The 23,511-nt window shown below is 69.4% G+C and carries 25 protein-coding genes and 1 pseudogene; 8 read left to right on the forward strand and 18 right to left on the reverse strand.

Features of this window, described 5'->3' with window-relative positions:
- On the forward strand, positions 1 to 70 hold a 70-nt coding region (locus tag A5673_RS29130), incomplete at its 5' end, for a PLP-dependent transferase (RefSeq protein ID WP_156747994.1).
- Between the two features lie 86 nt (positions 71 to 156).
- Here A5673_RS29130 and A5673_RS28435 read toward each other — a convergent pair.
- The 5 genes and pseudogenes from A5673_RS28435 to A5673_RS14630 all read right to left on the reverse strand — a co-directional run.
- Positions 157 to 249: pseudogene (locus A5673_RS28435) on the reverse strand (transcription elongation factor GreA); the annotation flags it as partial.
- Between the two features lies 1 nt (position 250).
- Positions 251 to 1,417, reverse strand: a complete 1,167-nt coding sequence (locus A5673_RS14615) for a cystathionine gamma-synthase (RefSeq protein WP_068233370.1) — start codon at positions 1,415 to 1,417, stop codon at positions 251 to 253.
- Between the two features lie 57 nt (positions 1,418 to 1,474).
- A complete protein-coding gene (locus A5673_RS14620) occupies positions 1,475 to 2,119 on the reverse strand; it encodes an RDD family protein (protein WP_068233373.1) in 645 nt (214 codons plus the stop codon).
- Positions 2,120 to 2,227: 108 nt separating this feature from the next.
- Positions 2,228 to 3,634: a cystathionine beta-synthase gene (locus A5673_RS14625; protein ID WP_068233376.1), complete on the reverse strand. Its 1,407-nt coding sequence runs from the start codon at positions 3,632 to 3,634 to the stop codon at positions 2,228 to 2,230.
- A 40-nt stretch (positions 3,635 to 3,674) separates the two neighbouring features.
- Positions 3,675 to 4,742, reverse strand: coding sequence for an alpha/beta hydrolase (locus A5673_RS14630; RefSeq protein ID WP_068233379.1), 1,068 nt, complete (start codon positions 4,740 to 4,742; stop codon positions 3,675 to 3,677).
- Between the two features lie 232 nt (positions 4,743 to 4,974).
- On the opposite strand from A5673_RS14630, the gene A5673_RS14635 reads away from it, so the two are divergent.
- Complete coding sequence (locus A5673_RS14635; protein ID WP_068233382.1) at positions 4,975 to 5,952, forward strand: SGNH/GDSL hydrolase family protein; 978 nt, start codon at positions 4,975 to 4,977, stop codon at positions 5,950 to 5,952.
- A 73-nt stretch (positions 5,953 to 6,025) separates the two neighbouring features.
- Positions 6,026 to 7,243, forward strand: a complete 1,218-nt coding sequence (locus A5673_RS14640) for an acetyl-CoA C-acetyltransferase (protein WP_068233386.1) — start codon at positions 6,026 to 6,028, stop codon at positions 7,241 to 7,243.
- 140 nt (positions 7,244 to 7,383) lie between these two features.
- On the opposite strand, the gene A5673_RS14645 is transcribed toward A5673_RS14640, so the two are convergent.
- A complete protein-coding gene (locus A5673_RS14645) occupies positions 7,384 to 8,220 on the reverse strand; it encodes a Bax inhibitor-1/YccA family protein (protein ID WP_068233389.1) in 837 nt (278 codons plus the stop codon).
- A 219-nt stretch (positions 8,221 to 8,439) separates the two neighbouring features.
- Between A5673_RS14645 and A5673_RS14650 the strand changes: the two genes are divergently transcribed.
- From A5673_RS14650 to A5673_RS14660, 3 genes are read left to right on the forward strand one after another with little or no spacing between them, the layout of a single operon-like run.
- Positions 8,440 to 9,486: an enoyl-CoA hydratase/isomerase family protein gene (locus A5673_RS14650; RefSeq protein ID WP_068233443.1), complete on the forward strand. Its 1,047-nt coding sequence runs from the start codon at positions 8,440 to 8,442 to the stop codon at positions 9,484 to 9,486.
- 13 nt (positions 9,487 to 9,499) lie between these two features.
- Positions 9,500 to 10,279, forward strand: a complete 780-nt coding sequence (locus A5673_RS14655; RefSeq protein WP_068233392.1) for an enoyl-CoA hydratase — start codon at positions 9,500 to 9,502, stop codon at positions 10,277 to 10,279.
- An 8-nt stretch (positions 10,280 to 10,287) separates the two neighbouring features.
- Positions 10,288 to 12,030, forward strand: coding sequence for an alpha/beta-hydrolase family protein (locus tag A5673_RS14660; RefSeq protein ID WP_068233395.1), 1,743 nt, complete (start codon positions 10,288 to 10,290; stop codon positions 12,028 to 12,030).
- Here A5673_RS14660 and A5673_RS14665 read toward each other — a convergent pair whose 3' ends face one another.
- Both A5673_RS14665 and A5673_RS14670 read right to left on the reverse strand, forming a co-directional pair.
- Complete coding sequence (locus A5673_RS14665) at positions 12,031 to 12,471, reverse strand: rhodanese-like domain-containing protein (RefSeq protein ID WP_068233398.1); 441 nt, start codon at positions 12,469 to 12,471, stop codon at positions 12,031 to 12,033.
- Complete coding sequence (locus tag A5673_RS14670) at positions 12,471 to 13,040, reverse strand: cysteine dioxygenase family protein (RefSeq protein WP_082958743.1); 570 nt, start codon at positions 13,038 to 13,040, stop codon at positions 12,471 to 12,473. Before A5673_RS14670 ends, A5673_RS14665 begins: the two co-directional genes overlap by 1 nt.
- Before the next feature lie 113 nt (positions 13,041 to 13,153).
- Here A5673_RS14670 and A5673_RS14675 point away from each other — a divergent pair, with 113 nt between their 5' ends.
- Together A5673_RS14675 and A5673_RS14680 are read left to right on the forward strand one after the other, a co-directional pair.
- Positions 13,154 to 13,597, forward strand: a complete 444-nt coding sequence (locus tag A5673_RS14675) for a lipoprotein LpqV (RefSeq protein ID WP_068233404.1) — start codon at positions 13,154 to 13,156, stop codon at positions 13,595 to 13,597.
- Between the two features lie 45 nt (positions 13,598 to 13,642).
- A complete protein-coding gene (locus A5673_RS14680; protein WP_369806486.1) occupies positions 13,643 to 14,698 on the forward strand; it encodes a patatin-like phospholipase family protein in 1,056 nt (351 codons plus the stop codon).
- Between the two features lie 6 nt (positions 14,699 to 14,704).
- On the opposite strand, the gene A5673_RS14685 is transcribed toward A5673_RS14680, so the two are convergent.
- From A5673_RS14685 to A5673_RS14730, 10 genes are all read right to left on the reverse strand, one after another.
- Positions 14,705 to 15,574 (reverse strand): patatin-like phospholipase family protein, encoded by an 870-nt coding sequence (locus tag A5673_RS14685; protein ID WP_068233410.1) that lies wholly within the window; start codon positions 15,572 to 15,574, stop codon positions 14,705 to 14,707.
- 14 nt (positions 15,575 to 15,588) lie between these two features.
- Positions 15,589 to 16,452 (reverse strand): class II glutamine amidotransferase, encoded by an 864-nt coding sequence (locus tag A5673_RS14690; protein ID WP_068233412.1) that lies wholly within the window; start codon positions 16,450 to 16,452, stop codon positions 15,589 to 15,591.
- A 42-nt stretch (positions 16,453 to 16,494) separates the two neighbouring features.
- Positions 16,495 to 17,550: a dihydrodipicolinate reductase gene (locus tag A5673_RS14695; RefSeq protein WP_068233414.1), complete on the reverse strand. Its 1,056-nt coding sequence runs from the start codon at positions 17,548 to 17,550 to the stop codon at positions 16,495 to 16,497.
- A 96-nt stretch (positions 17,551 to 17,646) separates the two neighbouring features.
- Positions 17,647 to 19,275 (reverse strand): long-chain fatty acid--CoA ligase, encoded by a 1,629-nt coding sequence (locus A5673_RS14700; RefSeq protein WP_068233417.1) that lies wholly within the window; start codon positions 19,273 to 19,275, stop codon positions 17,647 to 17,649.
- A gap of 143 nt (positions 19,276 to 19,418) precedes the next feature.
- On the reverse strand, positions 19,419 to 20,516 hold the full coding sequence (locus A5673_RS14705; protein ID WP_068233445.1) for a YncE family protein: 1,098 nt from the start codon (positions 20,514 to 20,516) through the stop codon (positions 19,419 to 19,421).
- Positions 20,517 to 20,914: 398 nt separating this feature from the next.
- Positions 20,915 to 21,655 (reverse strand): DUF427 domain-containing protein, encoded by a 741-nt coding sequence (locus A5673_RS14710; protein WP_082958745.1) that lies wholly within the window; start codon positions 21,653 to 21,655, stop codon positions 20,915 to 20,917.
- A gap of 23 nt (positions 21,656 to 21,678) precedes the next feature.
- Positions 21,679 to 21,954 (reverse strand): DUF6295 family protein, encoded by a 276-nt coding sequence (locus tag A5673_RS14715; protein ID WP_068233422.1) that lies wholly within the window; start codon positions 21,952 to 21,954, stop codon positions 21,679 to 21,681.
- A 12-nt stretch (positions 21,955 to 21,966) separates the two neighbouring features.
- Positions 21,967 to 22,722: a dienelactone hydrolase family protein gene (locus A5673_RS14720; RefSeq protein ID WP_068233423.1), complete on the reverse strand. Its 756-nt coding sequence runs from the start codon at positions 22,720 to 22,722 to the stop codon at positions 21,967 to 21,969.
- A gap of 132 nt (positions 22,723 to 22,854) precedes the next feature.
- Positions 22,855 to 23,154, reverse strand: a complete 300-nt coding sequence (locus A5673_RS14725) for a hypothetical protein (RefSeq protein ID WP_156748234.1) — start codon at positions 23,152 to 23,154, stop codon at positions 22,855 to 22,857.
- A 20-nt stretch (positions 23,155 to 23,174) separates the two neighbouring features.
- On the reverse strand, positions 23,175 to 23,510 hold the full coding sequence (locus tag A5673_RS14730) for an Ig-like domain-containing protein (RefSeq protein WP_156748235.1): 336 nt from the start codon (positions 23,508 to 23,510) through the stop codon (positions 23,175 to 23,177).
- Between the last annotated feature and the right edge of the window lies 1 nt (position 23,511).

The raw sequence follows: 23,511 nt of genomic DNA on the forward strand, positions 1-23,511 counted from the left end.
GGTGCGGCTGTCGGTGGGCATCGAGGACGCCGCCGACCTGCTGGCCGACCTGGAACAGGCGCTGGCCTAACGACGCCGAGCGTGCGTGTTTGTACGCGACACGCCGGGCGAGCGCGCACAACTGTGCACGCTTGCGTCGGGAAAGGCTGGGAAAGGCTAGGAGTGGTAGGGCTCCGCGCTGACCAGCGTGACCTCGACGGTGTTGCCGTTGGGCACGGTGTAGCTGCGGGTCTCGCCCACCTTGGCGTCGTTAGGCCAGCGCCTGTTCCAGGTCGGCCAGCAGGTCGGCGGCGTCCTCGATGCCCACCGACAGCCGCACCAAGTCGTCGGGCACTTCCAGCTGCGAACCGGCCGTCGACGCGTGCGTCATGGCGCTGGGCAGCTCGATCAGCGACTCCACCCCGCCCAGGGATTCGGCCAGGATGAACACCTCGGTGCGGGCGCACAGGTCCTCGGCGGCTCGCCGGCCGCCGCGCATGCGCACCGAGACCATGCCGCCGAAGCCGCGCATCTGCCGCGCCGCGATCTCGTGCCCGGGATGGGCGGGCAGGCCCGGGTACAGCACCGCGCTCACCGACGGGTGTCCGGCGAGGAATTGCGCTACGGCCGAGGCATTTTCGCTGTGCCGCTGCATCCGCAGCACCAGCGTCTTGAGGCCGCGCATCGTCAGGTAGGCGTCGAACGGACCGGGCACCGCGCCGGCCCCGTTCTGCAGGAACGCGAAGGCGTCGTCCAGGTCCCGGTCGTTGGTGATCAGCGCGCCGCCCACGACGTCGGAATGGCCGCCGATGTATTTGGTCGTCGAGTGCAGCACCACATCGGCGCCCCGGGTCAACGGCTGCTGCAGCGCCGGCGACGCGAAAGTGTTGTCCACCAGCACCTTCGCGGAGCTCTCCTTGCCGATGGCGGAGATGGCCTCTATGTCGGCGATGGTCAGCAGTGGATTGGTCGGCGTTTCCACCCAGACCAGCCGCGTCCGCGGGGTGATGGCGGCGCGGACCGCGTCGAGGTCGGACAGCGCCACCGGCGTGTACTCGACGTTCCATTGCGTGAAAACCTTGTCGATCAGCCGGAACGTGCCGCCGTAGGCGTCGTTGGGGATGACGAGGTGGTCGCCGGGCCGCAGCATCGCCCGCAGCGCGCAGTCGGTGGCGGCCATCCCGGAACTGAACGCGCGCCCGAAGGCGCCCTCTTCGACGGCCGCCAGCGAGGCCTCCAGCGCGGCCCGCGTCGGGTTGCCCGTGCGCGCGTATTCGAAGCCGCCGCGCAGACCGCCGACACCGTCCTGGGCGAACGTGCTGCTGGCGTAGATCGGGGCGTTCACCGCCCCGGTCGCCGGGTCGGGCCGATAGCCGGCGTGAATGGCTTTGGTCGCCAGCCCCTCGAACCGGTGTTGTCCGCTACGGTCCTCGCTCATCGACGCTCAGCCTAGTGCCACTCCCGCGGGCCGACGTCGACCGAATGTCGTTCTCGATCAAGCCCCTTCGATCGGCAGGCACACCGTCGTCATGATCTTGTCCGCCAGCGTTTGCCGCTTGGCGTCCCACAGCGGAAACAGGTAGCCGATGTAGCAGATGATCGAGTCGACGAAGTGCGCGAGCTGGCGCACCACCGACATCCCGAAGCCGATCGGCTGGCCGGTGACCTCGCTGACCACCTTGAACTTCATCACCGACTTGCCGATGCTCGAGCCGGTAGTGCCCTGGCGGTAGCCGTAGTTCCAGACCAGGTACGCCAGCGCCAGCAGGACGGTCAACCAGTAGAGCAGCATGCCGATGCCGCTGGGCTGGCTGACGCAGTATTGGTTGACGCTGTATTGGTTGATGTCGCTGACGCACGACTGTTGCGTGGTGAGCGCCTGGATCAGCACACCGATGCCGACCAGGACGGCGGCCGGGAGGTTGTCGATCAGGAACGCCAGCACCCGGGTCACCCACGGCGTGTAGGACTCTGTCGGCAGGGCGCGGATCGCCGGCCCGGGCGGCGGCGGCGCGTAGCCGCCCGATGGCGGGGGCGGCGGCGGGTAGGAGCCGCCACCGGGCGGCGGTGGCGGAGCCGCCGGGCCGCCTGGCCCAGGGGGTGGCTGGTAAGGCTCGCCGGACGACGGTTGATCGGTCATGGACAACCCTCCACTGAGTTAGCTGAACCAGGCCGCATTACAGTACCTGAGGGCCGCGCCCGCGAAGGGATTTAGACGAGAATTTCACCGCCGCCGTCAGGGGCTCCGCTAACGCCGCACGGCCGCTGCGCGGGGCCCCTCCGACAGGAAGCCCAACAGGTCGTACCGGGTGATGACCCCCACCGGTTTGCCCTCCTCCACCACCATCAGCGCGTCCCAGTCCCGCAACGCCTTGCCGGCCGCGCTGACCAACTCGCCGGCGCCGATCATCGGCAGCGGCGGGCTCATGTGCTGCGAGACGGCGTCGGCCAGCTTCGCCCGGCCCTCGAAGACGGCCGACAGTAGCTCGCGTTCGGACACACTGCCGGCCACCTCGCCGGCCATCACCGGCGGCTCGGCTCCCACCACCGGCATCTGCGACACCCCGTACTCGCGCAGGATGCCGATCGCGTCGCGCACCGTTTCGGCCGGGTGGGTGTGCACCAGGTCTGGCAGCGCGCCCGATTTGCGGCGCAGCACGTCGCCGACGCTGAACTCCTCCGTCGAACCGTCGAGGCGGGCCCGCAGGAATCCGTACGACGACATCCAGGCGTCGTTGAAGATCTTGGACATGTAGCCGCGCCCGCCGTCGGGCAGCAGGACCACGACCAGCGCGTCGGGCCCGGCTTCCTCGGCGACGCGGATCGCGGCGACGACCGCCATCCCGCACGACCCGCCGACCAGCATCGCCTCCTCGCGGGCCAGTCGGCGCGTCATGTTGAACGAGTCGGAGTCTGAGACCGCGATGATCTCGTCGGGCACCGTGCGGTCGTACGCCTGCGGCCAGAAGTCCTCGCCGACGCCCTCGACCAGGTACGGCCGGCCGCTGCCGCCCGAATACACCGAGCCTTCGGGGTCGGCACCGATGATGCGGACCCGGCCGCCGGACACCTCCTTGAGGTAGCGGCCCGCGCCGGTGATCGTGCCGCCGGTGCCGATGCCCGCGACGAAATGGGTGACCTTGCCGTCGGTGTCGGCCCAGATCTCCGGGCCGGTGGTCGCGTAGTGGCTGGCCGGCCCCTCCGGGTTGGCGTACTGGTCGGGCTTCCAGGCGCCGTCGATTTCCGTGACGAGCCGGTCGGAGACGCTGTAGTAACTGTCCGGATGGTCCGGCGGCACGGCCGTCGGGCACACCACGACGTCGGCGCCGTAGGCGAGCAGCACGTTGCGCTTGTCCTCGCTGACCTTGTCGGGGCAGACGAACACGCACTTGTACCCGCGGTGCTGGGCGACCAGGGCGAGCCCGACGCCGGTGTTTCCCGATGTGGGCTCGACGATGGTGCCCCCGGGCTTGAGCTGCCCGCTGGCCTCGGCGGCGTCGATCATCTTGACCGCGATCCGGTCCTTAGAGCTGCCGCCGGGGTTGAGGTATTCGACCTTAGCGGCCACCGTGCCGGCGCCGTCGGGGACGACCGAGTTCAGCCGAACCAGCGGCGTGCCGCCGATGAGGTCACTGATGTGCTGCGCGATCCGCATGCGTTCATCGTGTCAGGCGGATTCGGGCCGCGCACACTCGCTAGCCGGTGGCCTCGCGAATGTACTCGCCGATCTGGCGCAGCGAGCGGATGGCCTCGGGCACCAGCGGCGCGGCGAGCTGAAAGTCGTGCACCTGCCCCGGCCAGACCCGCACCTCGGCCGGCACGCCGACCGCCGCCAGCCGGGACGCGGCCAACTGCGCGTCGTGCAGCAACACCTCGGAGCCGGAAACGTGGATGAGCGTCCGCGGGAGGCCGGGCTTGATGTGCTCCAGGGGCTCGTAAATCTCTTCGGGTTTGCCGTCGACGACGTTCTTTTCCGCCGCGCTAGCAACCAACTCGACGAGGGCGTCGAAAGCGTTGGCGGGGAACATCGCGTCGCTCTTGATGTTCGGGTGGGCCTGCTTGCATTCCTTTGCTAGCTGCAGCAGTGGCGAGATCGCCACCAGCGCCGCCGGCTCCTCGCCCTCCTCCTGCAGGCGTTGCGCCAGGGCCAGCGCGAGGTACCCGCCCGCGGAGTCGCCGGCCAGCACGATCTGGTCCGGCTCGAAGCCGCGCTCGCGCAACCATCGGTAGGCGTCGTGGCAGTCGCTCAGGGCCATCCCGATTGAATGCTTGGGCAGCAGCCGGTAGTTGACCACCAGCACGGGTGTGTCAGCAAACTCCGACAAGGCCTCCACGAGCCGGCCGTGGGAGTTTGCTCCACAGGTCAAGAAGGCGCCGCCATGCAGATACACCACGACCCGGCGGGTGCCGTCGGCGGGCAACACCCCGGGCGCGCGCACCAGCTGCGCGGACGCATTGGGCAAGTTCACGGTCTCGCGCACGGTCGCGGACACCGGGAGCAGGACCCGAGCGGCGGCGTCGATGAGGCCCCACGGCCAGGGAAAGTTGGGGACGTGACTGCCGGCGGCCAGAACCGGCCGGATGGTCAGTCGTGACGCGAGGTTAGCTACCCGTGCAGCAACGCTGGGCCCGGACTCGAGGACCTCGACCGGTGCGCCGTCGCTGATTGCAAATCTGCGTGCCTCAACTCTACGTCGCTTGAGGACCTCGTGTGGCCGAACGGTATTCCGGGGTGAGCCGGATACCTTGCTGGGTGCGGTCATGCTCAACACTTCCTACGCCGTTGTAGTGCGATACAGCATGTGACGAGGCAGCTAAGCGTCTGGTTCAGCCCGACTCCCCAAGGCGTTCAGCCAACTCCTAAAAAGTAGCTTGACAGGCGTTACTGAGTGGAACGTTTGAAGAATCTGATTTGATACCACATTTGATTCACAACGTGACCACATTGTTGATAACCCGCCCGCGCAAACCCCGGAGCGGATCTAAACTGATTTTGTGACCATCCGGGTGCCGCGTCGTTCGACGATCGCCCTGGCCACTGCGGGCGCGCTCGCCTCGACGGGTACGGCCTATCTGGGCGCACGCAACCTGCTCGTCGGCCAGGCGGCGCACACGCGCACCGTCATCCCGAAGGCCTGGGACATCCCGCCGCGGGCCGACGGCGTGTACCGCCCCGGCGGCGGGCCCGTGCAGCGATGGCAGCGCGGCATGTCCGTCGGCGTGCACCTGATGATCTTCGGCGACTCCACCGCCACCGGGTACGGCTGCATGAGCGCCGAGGAGGTTCCCGGCGTGCTGATCGCGCGCGGGCTGGCCGAACGGAGCGGCAACCCCGTCCGCCTGAGCACCAAGGCCATCGTCGGCGCCACGTCGAAGGGCGTCGCCGGTCAGGTCGACGCGATGTTCGTGGCCGGGCCGCCACCGGACGTGGCCGTGATGATGCTGGGCGCCAACGACGTCACGGCCCTCAACGGCATCAGCCAATCGGCGCAGCGGCTGGCCCTGACGGTGCGCAAGCTGCGTTCCCGCGGGGCGGTCGTGGTGGTCGGCACCTGCCCGGATCTGGGTGTCATCAGCGCCATCCCGCAACCGCTTCGCTCGCTGGCACACGCCCGCACGTCGCAGCTCGCCCGCGCGCAGACCGCCGCCGTGCGCGGGGCCGGCGGCGTGCCGGTCCCGATGGCCCAGCTGCTGGCACCCCAATTCCGGGCCAAGCGCGAGGAGATGTTCTCCGCCGACGGCTACCACCCCTCGCCGACCGCGTACGCGCTGGCCGCCGAGGCGCTGCTGGCCGCGGTGTGCGACGCGCTGGGCATAGAAACCGACAGCCTGCTGCCCGACGTCCTGGCACCCACCAGCCCGCCGGTGCTCGGTGCGGCCCACACGCGGCTGAGCGTCATGTCGCGGCTGTGGCGGCGCCCGGTAACGGGATCGGCCGCCCCGTCTGAGCCGGCACCCGTCGCCACCGACTAGATTTGTTCTCGCCCGTCGGGCTGAACGCACACCCGGTTATCAAGCGAGCCCGCATCCGCTGGAAGGAACAGCCATGCCCGAAGCCGTCATCGTCTCCGCCACTCGCTCGCCGATCGGCCGCGCCATGAAGGGGTCGCTCGTCAGCATGCGGCCCGACGATCTTGCCGCGCAGATGGTACGCGCCGCGCTCGACAAGGTGCCCGCGCTCAACCCGCACCAGATCGACGACCTGATCCTCGGATGCGGCCTGCCGGGCGGCGAATCCGGTTTCAACATGGCCCGGGTCGTGGCCGTCGAGCTCGGCTATGACTTCCTGCCCGGCACCACCGTCAACCGGTACTGCTCGTCGTCGCTGCAGACCACGAGGATGGCGTTCCACGCCATCAAGGCCGGCGAGGGCGACGCGTTCATCTCCGCGGGCGTGGAGACCGTCTCACGCTTCGGCAAGGGCAATTCCGACTCGTGGCCCGACACGAAGAACCCGCTGTTCGACGAGGCCCAGGAGCGTTCGGCCGCGGCCGCCGCCGGCGCCGACGAATGGCACGACCCCCGGGCCGACGGGAACCTGCCCGACGTGTACATCGCGATGGGCCAGACCGCGGAGAACGTCGCCATCATGACGGGCATCAGCCGCGAGGACCAGGACCGCTGGGGGGTGCGCAGCCAGAACCGGGCCGAGGAGGCGATCAAGAGCGGCTTCTTCGAGCGCGAGATCACCCCGGTGACCCTGCCCGACGGGACCACCGTCAGCACCGACGACGGCCCCCGCGCGGGCACCACCTACGAGAAGGTCAGCGAGCTCAAGCCGGTGTTCCGGCCCAACGGCACCGTCACCGCGGGCAACGCCTGCCCGCTCAACGACGGCGCGGCCGCGCTGGTGATCACCAGCGACACCAAGGCCAAGGAGCTGGGCCTGAAGCCACTGGCCCGCATCGTGTCCACCGCCGTCAGCGGGCTGTCGCCGGAGATCATGGGGCTGGGCCCCATCGAGGCGTGCAAGAAGGCGCTGGCGCGGGCCGGCATGTCGATCGGCGACATCGACCTGTACGAGATCAACGAGGCGTTCGCGGTGCAGGTGCTGGGCTCGGCGCGCGAGCTGGGCATGGACGAGGACAAGCTGAACGTGTCCGGCGGGGCGATCGCCCTGGGTCACCCGTTCGGCATGACGGGCGCGCGGATCGCCACCACGCTGATCAACAACCTGCAGACGCACGACAAGACGCTCGGCCTGGAGAGCATGTGCGTCGGCGGCGGCCAGGGCATGGCGATGGTGATCGAGCGGCTGAGCTAGGCCGGCTCGTCGAGTGTGAAACCTGGGTGGCGACACGCCGAGCGGGCCCGCCACCAGCTCACACTCGAAGCCCTGAAGACACACTCGACGCGCACGAAGAAGGCCGGCACCGCGGTGCCGGCCTTCTTCGTTGGAGCGAGCTAGTCGTTCTGCAGATAACTGAGCAGACGCAGGATCTCGATGTACAGCCAGACCAGCGTCACCGTGAGGCCCAGCGCGATGCCCCAGGCCGCCTTCTCCGGCGCGCCCGCGCGCACCATCTGGTCGGCGGCGTCGAAGTCGATCAGGAAGCTGAAGGCGGCGATGGCGATGCACACCAGCGAGAAAATGATCGCGACGGTTCCGCCGCTGCGCAGGCCCAGGCCAGTGCCGCCGCCGACACCGAACATCGCCAGCACGAAGTTGCCGAGCATCAGGGCCAGCACCCCGAACAGGGCGGCGACCACCATGCGGGTGAACTTGGGCGTGACGCGGATCGCGCCGGTCTTGTAGACGACGAGCATCCCGAAGAACACCCCGAAGGTGCCCAGCACGGCCTCGCCGATCAGCGCGCCGGCATTGGCGTTGGAGACCTGGAAGTTGGCGAAGATGAAGGAGATCGCGCCGAGGAAAAGCCCCTCGAGAACCGCGTAGCTCAGCACGATCGCGGGGCTGTCCTGCTTGCGGCCGAAGGTCGCGATCAGGACCAGACCCAGGCCGCCGAGCGCACCGATCAGGGTCAGCGGCATCGCCAGCGCGAGGTTGGACGCCACCAGGAAGTAGGACACCACGGCGGCGGCGGTCAGCACCGCCAGCGTCATGCCGGTCTTGGTGACGACGTCGTCGATGGTCAGCGGACGGGAAGCTTTGGTCTCCTGGTAGGGAGCCGTGTAGGGGTCGGCCTGGTAGTAGCCTGGGGCCGCTCCAGCGCCGAATTGCGCGTAACCGCCCTGCTGCTTGGGCAGCGAGCGAAATACCGGGTTACTTGTCTCCCGCACCGTCGGATCCTCTCTATGGGACTGTGGGTTCGAGCTGTGCGAACAACTGCTCAACGACCAGAGGGCCGCCCGGGTTCCCAGCCGACCTGCTGTTTCTCTAGGTTTCGGGACTTTCGTGGTTGTCGTCCGGTCAAACATAAACCTTACCCGCGGGCATCGCTTCAGTCGTGACGATCTAGATTGCTGGTCGAGACCGGGCGGCGATGGGAGGCTGGGGCGTTGACTGAGGAACCTGGGGAGCCCGGCGAGGTCCTGACCCGCGTCGACGGTGGAGTCGGGCTGATCACGCTCAACCGCCCCAAGGCCATCAACTCGCTGAATCAGAACATGGTGGACGCGTTGAGCGCGGTGCTCACCCGTTGGCAAGACGACGACGCCGTGCGCGCGGTGGTGCTGGCGGGGACGGGCGACCGCGGCCTGTGCGCCGGCGGCGACGTGGTCGCGGTCTACCACAGCGCCCGCAAGGACGGCGTCGAGGTGCGGAAATTCTGGCGCGACGAGTATCTGCTCAACGGCCAGATCGGCAGGTTCACCAAGCCGTACGTGTCGTTGATGGACGGCATCGTGATGGGCGGCGGGGTCGGGGTCAGCGCGCACGGGACGGTGCGGGTGGTGACCGAAACCTCAAAGGTGGCAATGCCGGAGGTCGGCATCGGGTTCGTCCCCGACGTCGGCGGCGCGTACCTGCTGTCCCGGGCCCCGGGCGGGCTGGGCCTCTACTCGGCCCTGACCGGCGCGCCGTTCTCCGGATCCGACGCCATCGCCATGGGATTCGCCGACCACTATGTGCCACGCGACCAGCTCGAGGCGTTCACCGCGGCGATCGTCGCCGACGGCATCGACGGCGCGCTGGCCGCCCACGCCATCGAGCCGCCGCCGAGTGAGCTTGCCGCGCAACGCGAGTGGATCGACGAATGCTTTGCCGGCGACACCGTGGCGGACATCGTGGCCGCGCTGCGGGGTCACGGCGCCGGACCGGCGAGCGACGCCGCAGACCTGATCGCGACCCGCTCCCCCATCGCCGTGTCGGTGGCGCTGGAGGCGGTGCGCCGGGCCGCCAAGATGGACACGCTGGAAGACGTTCTGGTGCAGGACTATCGGGTGTCGAGCGCGTCGGCGCGCTCGCACGACCTGGTCGAGGGCATTCGCGCGCAGATCATCGACAAAGATCGCAATCCGAAGTGGTCGCCGGCGACGCTGGCGGAAGTCACCGCGGCTGACGTCGAGGCGTATTTCGCGCCCGTCGACGACGACCTGACGTTCTAGAAAGGCGGTTCGGGTGACCGACAACTACGAAACCATCCTCGTCGAGCGCGACCAGCGCGTCGGGATCATCACGCTGAACCGGCCGCAGGCGCTCAACGCGCTGAACAGCCAGGTGATGCGCGAAGTCACCGGCGCGGCAACCGAACTGGACAACGATCCCGGCATCGGGGCGATCGTCATCACCGGTTCGGCCAAGGCGTTCGCGGCCGGCGCCGACATCAAGGAGATGGCCGCCTTGACGTTCGCCGACGCGTTCGACGCCGATTTCTTCGCCGCCTGGGGCAAACTGGCCGCCGTCCGCACCCCCACGATCGCCGCGGTGGCCGGTCACGCGCTGGGCGGCGGCTGCGAGCTGGCGATGATGTGCGACCTGCTGATCGCGGCCGACACGGCGAAGTTCGGCCAGCCGGAGATCAAACTCGGTGTGCTGCCGGGCATGGGCGGCTCGCAGCGGCTCACCCGCGCCATCGGCAAGGCCAAGGCGATGGACCTCATCCTGACCGGGCGCACCATCGACGCCGCGGAAGCCGAACGCAGCGGCCTGGTTTCGCGGGTGGTGCCGGCCGACGACCTGTTGACCGAGGCCAAGGCCGTCGCCACCACCATTTCGCAGATGTCGCGGTCGGCGGCGCGGATGGCCAAAGAAGCCGTCAACCGCGCTTTCGAATCCACGCTGGCCGAGGGGCTTCTCTACGAACGCAGGCTGTTCCATTCCACCTTCGCGACCGAGGACCAGTCCGAGGGAATGGCGGCATTCATCGAGAAGCGGGCTGCCAACTTCACCCACCGATAGGACCTTCGATGAGCGAGCCGAGTCCGGCGACGACCGCCCCCGCAGGCGAAGCCGAGCCGGAAGCCCAACCGGAAACCGGTAAGCCTCGCGAACGACGCTCGCGCGAGAAGCCTTGGTGGGAACGCCATTACACCTTTATGGGCACCACGGTCGGCCTGATCTTCATCTGGTTCTCGATGACGCCGTCGCTGCTGCCGCGCGGCGCGCTGTTCCAGGGCCTGGTCAGCGGCATCTCCGGCGCCATCGGCTACGGGTTCGGGGTCTTCGGCGTCTGGCTGGTCCGGTACATGCGGACCAAGAACTACAGCCCCCCGGCGCCGCGCTGGGCATGGATGGTGCTGATCCCCGTCGGCGCGGCCGGCATGGTGGTGATGGCGATCCGGTTCCACGTCTGGCAAGACCGGGTCCGCGATCTGATGGGCGTGCAGCACCTGAAGTGGTACGACTACCCGGTGGCCGCGGGCCTGTCGCTGGTGGTGCTGTTCACGTTGGTCGAAATCGGCCAGTTCGTCCGGTGGCTGGTCCGCTTTCTGGTCGAACAGCTGGATCGCATTGCGCCGTTTCGCCTTTCGGTGACCATCGTCATCGTCGTGCTCGTCACGCTGACCATCACCCTGCTCAACGGCGTCGTCCTCAAGTTCGCGATGCGCACCATGAACAACACCTTCGCGTCGGCCAACAACGAGATGAGTCCGGATACCGCGGCTCCGAAAACACCGCTGCGCTCAGGCGGCCCGCAGTCGCTGGTGTCGTGGGAGTCGCTGGGCCATCAGGGCCGCATCTTTGTGCAAGCCGGCCCGACCGCTGCCCAACTCGCCGCCTTCAACGGGGCTCCGGCCGCCGAACCGATCCGGGCCTACGCCGGGCTGAACTCCGCCGACGACATCACGGCGACCGCCGACCTGGCGGCGCGGGAGTTGCAGCGCACCGGTGGGCTGCAGCGCGCCGTGGTCGCGGTCGCGACGACCACCGGCACGGGCTGGATCAACGAGGCCGAGGCCGACGCGCTCGAGTACATGTACAACGGCAACACCGCGATCGTGAGCATGCAGTATTCCTTCTTGCCGAGCTGGCTGTCGTTCCTGGTGGACAAGGAGAATGCCCGCCACGCCGGCCAGGCGCTGTTCGAGGCCGTCGACAGACTGATTCGGCAAATGCCCGAGGCGCAACGACCCAAGCTCGTCGTGTTCGGCGAGAGCCTGGGTTCGTTCGGCGGCGAGGCGCCGTTCATGAGCCTCAACAATGTCCTCGCCCGCACCGATGGCGCGCTGTTCAGCGGACCGACGTTCCAGAACACCATCTGGACCGATTTGACCGCCACCCGCGACAGCGGCTCGCCGGAGTGGTTGCCGATCTACAACGACGGCAGAAACGTCCGATTCGTCGCTCGCCCAAGCGATTTGCAGCGCCCCAACGCACCTTGGGACCACCCGCGGGTGGTCTATCTACAGCACGCCTCAGATCCGATCGCCTGGTGGACGCCCGACCTGCTGTTCGCCAAACCGGGCTGGCTGCGGGAAAAGCGGGGCTATGACGTGCTGCCCGAAACCTATTGGATTCCGGTGGTGACGTTCCTGCAGGTGACCGCGGACATGGCGGTGGCCGTCGACGTGCCGGCCGGACACGGTCATCACTACGTCGCCGATGCGGCCGACGGCTGGGCCGCTGTGCTATCGCCGCCCGGTTGGACCGACGACAAGACCGCCAGGTTGCGGCCGCTGCTCCATTCCGATGCCACCTCCACCGGGTAGCTAGAGCCAGCGGCGAAGCGTGGCGCCCGCGCGCGCCGGCGCCCCCGGGCCGACGGAATCACCGATCAATTCGTCGAGGACGCCGGAACTGGCCAGCGCGTGGTAGCCGCCGATGACGTCGGTGGCGCGGTGCAGCCCGATGTCGAGCAGCGCGGCCGCCGCCAGGCTGGACGTGTAGCCCTCCGAGCAGACGATCACCCACTCGACGTCGTCGTCGCTCGCCTCGGGCAGCTTGGCGGCGCTGGTCGGGTCGCACCGCCACTCCAGGACGTTGCGTTCGATCACCAGCGCGCCGGGCAGCTCGCCCTCGCGCAACCGCTGGCCCTGCGGGCGGATGTCGACGAGCACGGCCCCGCGCCGCAGCGCCTCGGGCACCTCGGTGGCGCGCAGGCGGCGGAACCGGCGCCGGGCCGATCGAAGGACAACGTCGATGCGGCTCATCAGGATCCCTCCGGTTGATCGGTCAACTCGGTGCGCTCGCGGCGCAATCCGTTGCGGTCGGTGACCTGGTAATACGACATGGCGGTCAGCGGCGGCGAGTAGGCGTGCACGCTCAGGGTCGGCTGCACGGCCGTCGTCGTCGGCTGCGAAACGGGCCTGGGCGCCCACACCACGTCGTGCACCCAGCCCAGCGGGAATCCGGCCTGATCGCCGGCGTCCAACCGGCGCCGTCGCAAACCCTTTCCGTCCCAGCGGAATTCGCTGAGTGACCCCGACACCACGGTCAGCGCACCCAACGACCCGCCGTGGTCGTGCAACTCCGTGGCGTGACCGGGCACCCAGCTGATCAGCCAGACGTCCAGTTCCTCGTCGCCGTGTATGCGGGTAAACCAGCGCCTGGATTCCGGTACACCGCCTTTGGGTAGCAGGTGGTCATAGCGCCCGCTGAGGACGTGGTCGGCGGCCAGATCGGTGGCGTGCAGCAGGTCGGGCACCCGCAGTCGCGTGGGTCCCGGCGCGGGCTTGGGCGGCGACGGGACGACGGCAGGCGCCGCAAAAGAGACGGACATTCGGGGAGCTCCAGGGGTCTACGGATGGGCAAGCGGCGGCGTGTTAGGGCCGACAACACTCGCAAAATCCGAAGCGCTCCATCACGGTCGCCAGTGTTGCATAGATTGAGACCGTGCGCCGTTGCCGTCATCGACCCGGACAGCGGAGCGCGCTTGTCGTCGCGGCGTTGGTCTTGGCGGTGACGGGCTGCTCACACGCCGCGCCCGGCCGCCCCGTGGCGGCCCCGTCGGCGCGCCCGTCGAGCATCCCCCGCGGCCCGGCCTCGGCACCGCCGGGCGCCGTCGGACTGACCCCCGGCGGGGTGACGACCAGGGTCGATGTCCCCGCGGATTCGACCGAGGAGGAGTACTTCCAGGCTTGTCACGCCGCAAAAGTCTGGATGGAAACCCAGCCCCGGACGGGTGCGTCGCTGTTGGAGCCGTACCTGGCGATGGTGCAGGCGTCGCCATCGGGCACGCCCGGCACGTGGGGCGTCCGCTGGTCGGAGCTGACACCGGCCCGGCAGGCGGCCGTGATCACCGCCGCGCGCGCGGCCGCCGGCGACGAATGCGGGTAGGGCCGCGGCGTCGGGCAATTGTGATCACGCGTACGAAAAGTGCGGATTGCGGCTCCCGCCGCGCAGAATGAACACATGCCGCGTCCCTCATCACCCACCCGGGTGGCGCTGGCACTGGGCAGCGGCGGCGCCCGCGGCTACGCCCACATCGGCGTGATCGAGGCGCTGCGGGCCCGTGGCTACGAGGTCGTCGGGGTCGCCGGTTCCTCGATGGGTGCGATGGTCGGCGGTTTGCACGCGGCGGGGCGCCTCGACGAGTTCGCCGACTGGGCGAAGTCCCTGACGCAGCGCACGATCCTGCGCCTGCTGGACCCGTCCATCAGCGCGGCCGGCGTGCTGCGGGCCGGGAAGATCCTGGACGCGGTGCGCGACATCCTCGGGCCGGTGTCCATCGAGGAGCTGCCCATTCCCTACACCGCCGTCGCGACCGACCTGCTGGCCGGCAAGTCGGTGTGGTTTCAGCGCGGCCCGCTCGACGAGGCGATCCGCGCGTCCATCGCGATTCCCGGGGTGATCGCGCCGCACGCGTTCGACGGGCGCCTCCTGGCCGACGGCGGCATCCTCGACCCGCTGCCGATGGCGCCGATCGCCGCGGTGAATGCCGACCTGACCATCGCGGTCAGCCTCAGCGGCAGCGAGGCCGGCGGCATCGAGGACCACCGCGAGGCGGAACCCGGGGCCACCGTCGAGTGGCTGAGCCGCATGGTGCGCAGCACGTCCGCGCTGCTGGACACCGCGGCGGCGCGGTCCCTGCTGGACCGGCCGACCGCGCGAGCGGTGCTCGGCAGGTTCGGGCCGGACGAGGCGGAAGCCGAAGACGTCGGCCCCGACGACGTCGCCGACCTTCCGGCGGTTCCCAAACTGGGCAGCTTCGAGGTGATGAACCGCACGATCGACATCGCCCAGTCCGCGCTCGCGCGCCACACGCTGGCGGCCTACCCGCCCGACCTGCTGATCGAGGTGCCGCGTTCGACGTGCCGGGGCCTGGAATTTCACCGGGCGGTGGAGGTCATCGCCGCGGGCCGGGCGCTGGCCGATGAGGCCCTCGACGGTTTGGAAGCCGAGCCGGAGCAGGCCGCGCCGCCCGCGCTCGACGGCTGACCGGGTTCAGGCACCCAGGAAGCGCGCGACGGCCCGGGCTTCGCGGCGGCCCTGCTCGCGCCCGGCCCTGGCCGAATCGATGCGGCAGCGTGGATCCAGGGGGTTGGGGCCGAACGCCGCCAACGAGTCGGCGTCGGCGAACACCGCGAACGCCGTGCCGGCGAACGCCTCGATCTCGGCAGCCGGGCCCGCGCCGACCGCCGCCGGCGCGTCGGCGCCCGACGGCACCAGCACCACCGCGGCGGCGCAGTCGCCGGCCACCGGAAGGTTGACCGAGCTGGCCACCCCGCCGTCCATGTAGCGCCGCTCCCCGATCGTCACGGGCGGCCACGCCCCCGGCACGGCGCAGCTGGCCGCCACCGCATCGATGAGTTCCACACCCGACTCCCGGTCAAAGACCACCAGTTCGCCGGTGGCGACGTCGATCGCGGTGATCCGCAGCGCCCGCTCCGGCCAGTCGTGGGACGGCAGGCGCTGGGCGATCACCCGGCGCCGGATGGGCTCGGCCACCGTCTCGGTGGCCAACGCCACGGCCCCGATCCGCCGCATCTGCTGCCGGGTCTTGTCCAGGGCGTCGTCGTATGGTTCCGCCAGCGCGGTCAGGAAGACTTCGGTGATGTCGTCGATGTCGACGCCGGAATCGATCTCGGGCGACGATTCGGCGACCTGCCGGTCGTACAGCGCCTCGAGCGGGCGGCCGCTGCCGATCTGCGCGGCCACGGCCGAACCCGCCGATGTCCCCACCAGCACATCCGACTCCAGCAGCGCCCGGGCCGCCGCGGGCGCCTCGTCGGCGACTCCGCGCAAAAACCCTGTCTCCCAAGCGATTCCCGCTATTCCCCCACCCGCCAACACGAGCGCGCGTCTGGATGCCACGACCGGAGCCTAGATCAGCGCTGCGCCCACTGAACCTGCGCGTCCACGTCGGCTGGACGCAGCGGATGCGCCGGCGGGTCGGGCAACACCACGTCGCGGGTGATCTGCAGGCCGGCGTCGACGTGGACCAGCTCCCCGGGCTCCAGCAGGTTCCAGCGCGGATCGTTGTCCATCGGTTCGCTCGCGAAGATCACCGACGAGCGGGTGCAGAGGTGGTCCGACTGCGCGCGGATTCGGTGTGTGCGGAGGTCGAATTCGGGCGGGGCCGCCTGGTGCCGGTGGCGCCGGTCCAGGACGTACAGCTCGCGGGTGTCCGGGTAGCGCAGCGCCCACATGTCGGTGGCCGTGCTGAGCACGATGTTGACCGCGTAGATCGGCACGTTCGCCGCCAGCCACCGCATCGCGTCGACGAGGCCGGCGGTCTCGTCGCCGCCGCGGGCGCGGATCGAGCCGGTGATCAAGGCGAACACCCGCTCCGAATCGGTCTGGCCCAGGACGAGGTCGTCGGTGCCGAGCTCCCGCAGCCTGTCCTCGATGTCGTCCAGCCCCTCCAGCACCCCGTTGTGCGCGAAGATCCGGCCGTCCTGCAAAAAGGGGTGCGTGTTGCGCACCTCGCGCGACCCCGTCGTCGCGTAACGCACGTGGGCGACGAACGTCGTCCCGGTCAGCTCGTGCGCCTCCGTGGCGAACTGGGTGTCGTGCCAGGCCGCGATCGGCTCCTTGTCCACCTGGGGCCGGCCGTCCGCGTCGAAGACGCCCAGGCCGGTCCCGTCCGGGTTCCTCCGGCTCTGCGTGGAAAGACTGTCGGGGGCGGTCAGCAACCAAAACGTCGCGCTGCATACGTCGGTCCCCGCGTGCAAGCCAAACAGTCGGCACATGATTCCGACGGTACCGGGCGCGGGCCGCGGGCTTTCGCGGCGTTACCGCGCCAACCCGGGCGCGGCCCGCCCGGTGATCAGCGGCAGGTCGAAGAAGCTTTGAATACCGGCCGGTGCCACGCAGGTGGCGGGCACCGCGTTGACGCAGTGCGCGGCGGTGGCGACGATCCCGGGATTGCTCTGCAACCCCGCCTCCACGCTTTCCGGCTGCCACCCCTTGACCGTCACGAAAGTGTCCGGGTTGCCCCGGACCTCGATCTCGTAGCGTTCCCCGGCGGGGCCGAAAGACCAAGGCGGGTCGAGGTTTTCGGAACCCATCAGCCAGTTCACGGTGATCCGCACGACCACCGCGTCACCCACCAGCGCCTCCCAGTGGAAGCGGCGCCCGGCGACCTGGCCCGGCTCGATCGCCCCGATCGGCGAGTCGATCGGCGCGGTCGCCACAGCCACCTCCTGGGATGACCGGATCGGACCGGCGGCGAAGCCCAGCTGGTCGACGCAAAGCCGGACCGACTGGGTGAAGCCGCCGTCGAGCAGCTTTTGCATCGGCCCGGTCAGAGCGCTGTCGGGCGTACCGCCGAAGCCCATCACGTAGCGCAGTACATCCGGTGCGCCATAGGTGCGTAGGTCGGAAAACTCCTCGGCGCGAACGAAAGTCACGCCCGTCGACATCACCGACAGCAGCAGCGGGAACAGCTCGGTGGCCGCGCCGGGCCCTATCCCGGCGCCGTGCAACGTCGCGTTGCCGGCCTGCGCGGCGACTTCCAGTGGGGCGCCCTCCTTTTCGCTCGGGTAGAACCACCCGAGCGGGGTCACCACGTTCTTGCCCGAGCGCAGCAACGCCGCGACTTCCTCGACGCTGGGCAGCAAGGGGGCGTAGATCACCGCGTCGGCGTCCAGCGCGAGCACTTCGTCGATGCTGGTGGTCGCCGTGACGCCCAGCGGCGGCGTGCCGATGATCTCGCCGACGTCCTTGCCGGCCTTGGCATCCGAGTGCACCCAGCAGCCGGCGAGTTCGAGCTCGGGATGGTCCAGCACGCCCTTGATGGCGGCGGTGCCGACCGACCCGGTCGCCCACTGAACGACGCGCAGGCTCATGTACGCCCCTCACCTTCTCGCGAGCAGACAGAAAATCGCACGATCGGATGCGGAGCTATGCGATTATGCGTCTGGTCGCGCACGATAGTTGCCCCCTCAGTCGCGGGCCTCGACCACCCAATAGCCGTGCTCGGCGTATCGCGCCCGGATGGCTTTCTTGTCGTACTTGCCGACGCTGGTGCGCGGGATCTCGTCGACGAACGTCCACCGCTCGGGCAGCCACCACCGGGCCACCTTGTCCGCAAGGAACTTCCGCAAATCTTCGGCGCTCAACGACGAGTGCTTGGCGACGATGACCGCCAGCGGCCGTTCCTGCCACCGCTCGTCGGGCACCCCGACGACGGCGGCCTCCAGCACCTGGGGGTGCCCGACGAGGCAATTCTCCAGCTCGACCGACGAGATCCATTCCCCGCCGGACTTGATGACGTCCTTGGCGCGGTCGGTCAGGGTGACGAAGCCCCGCTCGTCGATGCGGCCGACGTCGCCGGTGCGCAACCAGCCGGAGTCGAACTTGGAGTCGTCATGCCCCAGGTAGTAGGAGCCGGCGATCCACGGGCCGCGGACCTCCACCTCGCCGACGGCCTCGCCGTCGTTGGGCAGCGGCACGCCCTCGTCGTCGACGATCCGCATCTCCACTCCGCCCACCGGCTGGCCCTGCGTCGCGCGGAACGCCCAGTGCTGGTCTTCGGGCGTTCCCGGCGGCGGCCACGCCATCGTGGCCATCGGCGACGTTTCGGTCATGCCCCAGAGCTGACGGATCTGGACGCCGTGCTTTTCCTCGAAGGTGCGCATCAGCGACACTGGAACGGCCGAGCCGCCGCAGACCACCAGGCGCAGCGACGACATGTCGTGCTCGGGGTCGTCCTCCAGGCGGTGCAGGACGTCGTTCCAGATGGTGGGAACCGCGCCGGCCACCGTGGGCCGCAGCTCCTCGACCATGCCGATCAGCGAGCGGGCGTCGAGGTGACAGTCGGGCAGCACCAGGTCGGCGCCGGCCAGCAGCGCCGCGTACGGCAGCCCCCACGCGTTGGCGTGGAACATCGGCACGACCGGCAGCACGCTGTCGACGGCGCCCACGCCGATGCCGTTGGTGGTGCACGCCGCCATGGCGTGCAGATAGCTCGAACGATGACTGTAGACAACGCCTTTCGGGTTGCCGGTGGTGCCGCTGGTGTAGCACATGGCGGCCGCGGACCGTTCGTCGACCTCCGGCCATTCGAAGTCGGGGGATTCGGCGGCAAGCAGCTCGGCGTAGCTCAGCACCGTTTTGCCGGATGCCTGCAGCGGCGTGGGGTCGCCGTGGCCGACCAGGATCACCGTCTCCACCGTCTTGAGTTCCCCGAGCACCGGGGCGAGCAGTTTGACCAGCGACGCGTCGACCAGCACCGCCCGGTCCTCGGCCTCGTTGGCCACGTAGGCGATCTGCTCGGGGAACAGGCGGATGTTGAGGGTGTGTAGGACGGCGCCCATCGACGGCACCGCGAGGTAGGCCGCCAGGTGTTCGGCGTTGTTCCACATGAACGTCGCGACACGCTGGTCCCCGGTAACGCCGAGGCGCCGCAACGCGTTTGCCAACTGCGCGGCCTGTTGGCCCAGCTCTTGGTGGGTGATGCGCCGGTAACCGTCGCCGGTGGCGGTGGTGACCGTGCGCGCTCCGTGGACGCCGCAGCCGTGCCGCATGATCGCGGCGATCGTCAACGGATAGTCCTGCATCGTGCTGTCCATCGAGGTACCGCCTCACTGTCTCGGCGCGACACCGCCACCTGTGCGGTCGGGCGAATGCTATCGCCGCACATGGCTGTGAGAAAACGGGTTCCCCCGACAATGTGCGTTTTAAGCGCGAGTTGTCGGGTTTGCCCGGCGATGCGTCAGGCCAGGGCCGGCTCGCAGGGCGGCAGCTCGGGCACGACCCACTCGGTCGGGGTCTCGCTCTCGTGCACCGACGTCTCGATGCCCAGCGCCACGATCGAGGCGACCGGCGCCACGGTGACGACGCCGGCGTAATCGGCTATGTAGAGGTATTTCGCGTCGGCGCTTTCGACCACGCACGACGGCTGGTCGGCGACGCCGAGGGTGCCGATGACGTCGTGCGTGAGCGTGCACAACACCGTGATGCCGTCGTCGCTGACCAGGTAGGCGCGGTCGCCGTCGCCGCTCAGCGTCAAGCCGGTCAGGATGCCGAGCTCGCCGATCTTGCGCGTGCCGGTGACCTTGGCGGTGCGCGTGTCGACGACGTCGATCACCGCGCCCAGCTCGGGAGCGCAGCTGGCCACGTACGCGAGCGCCCCGTTGGGGCTGAGCGCGACGTCGCGGATGGGCAGGCCGATCTCGACGGTGCCCAGCACGCGCGGCCGCGACGGCGCGCGCGTGTCGATGACGACCAGCTGGCCGCCGGTGGGCCCGTTCGTGGCGACGTACAACCGGCCCCCGTCCGAGCTGGCCCGCACGCATTCGGTGGTGGTTCCCGGCCGGTTCGCCCACGCCACCTCGGCCACGCGGCCGGTCCTGGCGTCCAGAACGGCGAGATCCGCACCGCCGGCGGCGTTGCGGCTCGCGTAGACGTGGTTCCCGTCGGGGCTCACGACCAGGTCGCTCAGGCTGTGCGCCAACGGATGGCTCGCGACGACGGTGTTGGTCGGCACGTCGATGACCCCGATCGAGTCGTACGCCGGGGTCACGGTGCTGACGTAGGCCCGGTTGGCGTCCCGGGCGGCCACGGCGACCGCGAAGGGCTCGGGCAGGACCGCGATGGTCTGCTCGACGCGGCAGGTGTCGGTGTCGATGACCGAGACGCTGTCGTCGGCGTAGTTGGTCACCATCAGCCGGGTGCCGTCGGCGCTGGCGGCGATGCCGCTGATCGGACCCCGGCGCACGGCGACCTGGACCACGATCGGGAACCCGGCCGCCGCTCCCAACTCGATGACCGCGTCGTCCCCGGCCCGGTTTCGGTGGTTCACTGCGAGCATGCTGGCACCGCCTTTGCTGTCTTCGTAGTGGTCCGGCGCGCTCGCTGGGCGCCGCGCGCCTTGCATGAACCGGACCCCACCGCCGTGGATGGCTGCTTGAAGTCAAATTTTACCGAGCGAATTTCGGGCAAAAAGAAATCGACATCGGCGCTGTCGGACACGTCACACCGGCCACTCGATGCACATTTAGAGATCTGTTATCGAGGGCGCCGGCGGCCAGTGGCGAGCGAATCCAATTTCGGGTATTACCAGTCTTTTCCGCGCCCCGGCTAACGGGCGCCTCGCCCGTCGCCGGCGCCGCTAAATAAGAGTCTCTTAGAATTCCGGCCAAAAGAGGTCAATGTCACATTTTGCGGATTCCCGCGCGTCCCATCGCGGAATAAATTGCTCACCGCACGCTAACTGAAGTGGGTCCGGGGCCGCGGCAGCGCCACGCCGTCGACGCTGATGTCGAGTTTCTCGTTGTAGAAGGCGACCAGGCCGGCGATCTGGCCGACCGCGGGCAGCGGGTAGTGGTAGGTCCACGCCAGGTCGGGGAACAAGGCGTCGCCTACCCGCACCGACCAGTAGCCCGACGTCACACCCTTGTATGGGCACAGCGTCTGGGTGGGGCTGGGTTCCAGGTGCTCGAACGCGATGTCGGTCGGGTCGATGTAATACCTTGTGGGCAAGCCTGTTTCGAACAGCAGCACCGGAGATCCGGTGTCGGCGAGGATGATTCCGTCGAGCTCGACGCGGACGTGGCGGTGGGAGCGCAGCGCGTCGACCCGCGAATACGGATTGCGGGGGTGACCGTAGATCGGCTCGTCCTCCTCGAACCACCGCAACGGGTCCCATTCGAAGCGAACGGTGCCCGCCACGGGACCGTCACCGGCGTCGAACACCCGCGCCGCCGAGGGGTGTGTCCGGCCGGCGCCGACCAGGGAGTGCAGCCGCGACGGCCCGAGCTGCACCTGCTGCGGGTGGTCCTCGTCGAGGAGGAACTCGGTGCGCACATCTTCCAGCGGGATGTAATACGCAGGGTAGTAAGGCAATTCCCACACGTAGCGGGCGGCGGTGGTGTCGAAAACCAGCTCGTCGCCGAGGTAGCCGCGGACGCGGCGCGGCGCGGGCTCGACGCGTCCGCGGGCGGCGGCCATTTCCGGGTAGTCGCGCCCGGCGGTCACGTCTGGTCCCTGGATGCCAGCCCGACCGGGGCGTTGGCGATCGCCCGGTGGATGGCGTCGGCGAGCGCCAACGCGCTCTCCTCGGTGAGTTCGAGGGCGACCCGCGCCGACGGGCCCAGGCCCGGGTTGATGACGTCGATGTTGACCGTGTGGCCGTACGGCGCGTGCACGGGGTGGTCGACGTACACGGTGGCGGCGCTGGCGCCGAACCACCCCGTCGCCCCCTTGCCGCTGCCGTCGATCCGCACGTGTTCGGTGAGGTAAGTGCACATGCCTTGGTGCGCCTAGCCTTTCAGGTGGGTCGCGAAAAACTCGTCGATGTGGCGCCAGCCGTCCACCGCCGCCTCGGGCCGGTAGGCCGGCCGGTCGACGGAGAAGAACGAGTGGCCCGCGCCCTCATAGGAGTGGAACTCGTGCGGCTTGCCGAATTTGGTCAGCTCGGCGTCCAGGGCGGCCACCGCGGGCGGTGCCGGGAAGCGGTCGTCGGCCCCGAACAGCCCCAGCATCGGGCAGCTCAGGTTGCCCGCCAGGTGCAGGATCGGCTGCATTGCCTTGGGCATGCCCTCGGGCAGGTCCTCGACGATGAACGCACCGTAGCAGTCCACCGCGGCGTCGAACGGCAGCGAGCATGCGGCCAGGCACGCGTGCCGGCCGCCCGAGCAGTGCCCGATGACCCCGAACTTCCCGTTCGCGCCGGGCAGCGACCGCAGGTGCTCGACCGCGCCCGCGACATCGCCCACCAGCCGCTCGTCGGGCACCCCGCCGGCGGCCCGCACCGTCGCCGCGGCGTCGTCGGGCGCGGCACCCGGGGCCTCGCGCGAAAACAGGTTGGGGGCCACCGCGTGATAGCCGCTGACGGCGAGCCGGCGGACGAATTCCTTGGTTTCCCGGTCGTAGCCGGGCATGTGGTGGATCCACACGATTCCGCCGCGCGATTCCTCGGCCAGCGGGCTCGCCCGGTAAGCCTCGATCTCGTCGCCGCCGTGGCCGGTGATGGTGACCGTTTCCGCGCGGACGGCGTCGGGACTGGGCGCGTTCATCGCTGCTCCTCTTGGCGGGGCACTCCGATGACACCAACGTAGCCCAACCGCGCGCGGCCAAGCCCCGCAGTACGGCGGCGGTCGTCAGCCCCGACGGGGATACCTCTAACTGGCCAATGGCGACCTGTTTGGTCATGGTGGTGGCGCCTGGATATCGGCCGTCCGTGCCGACGGCGTCGCCGTGGCTTTCGCCGCGATCGACGGGTTCGTCACCGGGATGGCCGTGAGCCCCAACGGCCGCCGCGTGTATGTCGCGTCCAATGCCCGCGGCGAGGAGGCCGGCGGCGGCACCGTCATGGTGATCGACACGGCGACCGCGGCCACCACCCGCGTCGCAGCAGGTGAGCTGCCGCGGCGGCGGAGCGTAAGCCCCGACAGGCAACGCGTGTACGCGACCGATTTCGCGAACGGGAGCGTGTGGGTTCTGGACACCCCGGACAACTCCGTCGTGACTACGGCAGGGCTGCGCCCACCCGGCGGCGGTGCATCTCACCCCGTAGCCGCACGGCGTGGCTGACGGTGACCGGAAGCTGATCGGTGCCGGTGAACCCGGCGTCCGGGGTGTAAGTCATCGGCCCGTACGCGCCGTAGGCGACGGTGCCGTGCCCGGGCTTGCGGAACGCCACCGGTGCAACGCCGTTGGTGGCGGTCAACAGTTGGCCCGGGGAGATGGTCAGGACCGTCCCGGTGCGGGTGGTCAGCTCCTTGAGCGGTGGCACCCACAGCGGGGGCGGGGTTTCGACCCGCGGGCCGCCACCATGAGCAACACCGTGCCCGTCGCCGGCCACG

Source organism: Mycobacterium sp. E3198 (genome assembly GCF_001667015.1).
GTDB lineage: Bacteria > Actinomycetota > Actinomycetes > Mycobacteriales > Mycobacteriaceae > Mycobacterium.

Coding starts and splice junctions, on each gene's coding strand:
- A5673_RS14615 (WP_068233370.1), bottom strand. CDS start 1,417: ATGAGCGAGGACCGTAGCGGACAACACCGGTTCGAGGGGCTGGCGACC.
- A5673_RS14630 (WP_068233379.1), bottom strand. CDS start 4,742: ATGACCGCACCCAGCAAGGTATCCGGCTCACCCCGGAATACCGTTCGG.
- A5673_RS14620 (WP_068233373.1), bottom strand. CDS start 2,119: ATGACCGATCAACCGTCGTCCGGCGAGCCTTACCAGCCACCCCCTGGG.
- A5673_RS14710 (WP_082958745.1), bottom strand. CDS start 21,655: ATGGCCGCCGCCCGCGGACGCGTCGAGCCCGCGCCGCGCCGCGTCCGC.
- A5673_RS14690 (WP_068233412.1), bottom strand. CDS start 16,452: ATGTGCCGACTGTTTGGCTTGCACGCGGGGACCGACGTATGCAGCGCG.
- A5673_RS14695 (WP_068233414.1), bottom strand. CDS start 17,550: ATGAGCCTGCGCGTCGTTCAGTGGGCGACCGGGTCGGTCGGCACCGCC.
- A5673_RS14640 (WP_068233386.1), top strand. CDS start 6,026: ATGCCCGAAGCCGTCATCGTCTCCGCCACTCGCTCGCCGATCGGCCGC.
- A5673_RS14625 (WP_068233376.1), bottom strand. CDS start 3,634: ATGCGGATCGCGCAGCACATCAGTGACCTCATCGGCGGCACGCCGCTG.
- A5673_RS14660 (WP_068233395.1), top strand. CDS start 10,288: ATGAGCGAGCCGAGTCCGGCGACGACCGCCCCCGCAGGCGAAGCCGAG.
- A5673_RS14720 (WP_068233423.1), bottom strand. CDS start 22,722: ATGAACGCGCCCAGTCCCGACGCCGTCCGCGCGGAAACGGTCACCATC.
- A5673_RS14715 (WP_068233422.1), bottom strand. CDS start 21,954: ATGTGCACTTACCTCACCGAACACGTGCGGATCGACGGCAGCGGCAAG.
- A5673_RS14670 (WP_082958743.1), bottom strand. CDS start 13,040: ATGTCCGTCTCTTTTGCGGCGCCTGCCGTCGTCCCGTCGCCGCCCAAG.
- A5673_RS14665 (WP_068233398.1), bottom strand. CDS start 12,471: ATGAGCCGCATCGACGTTGTCCTTCGATCGGCCCGGCGCCGGTTCCGC.
- A5673_RS14705 (WP_068233445.1), bottom strand. CDS start 20,516: ATGCTCGCAGTGAACCACCGAAACCGGGCCGGGGACGACGCGGTCATC.
- A5673_RS14700 (WP_068233417.1), bottom strand. CDS start 19,275: ATGGACAGCACGATGCAGGACTATCCGTTGACGATCGCCGCGATCATG.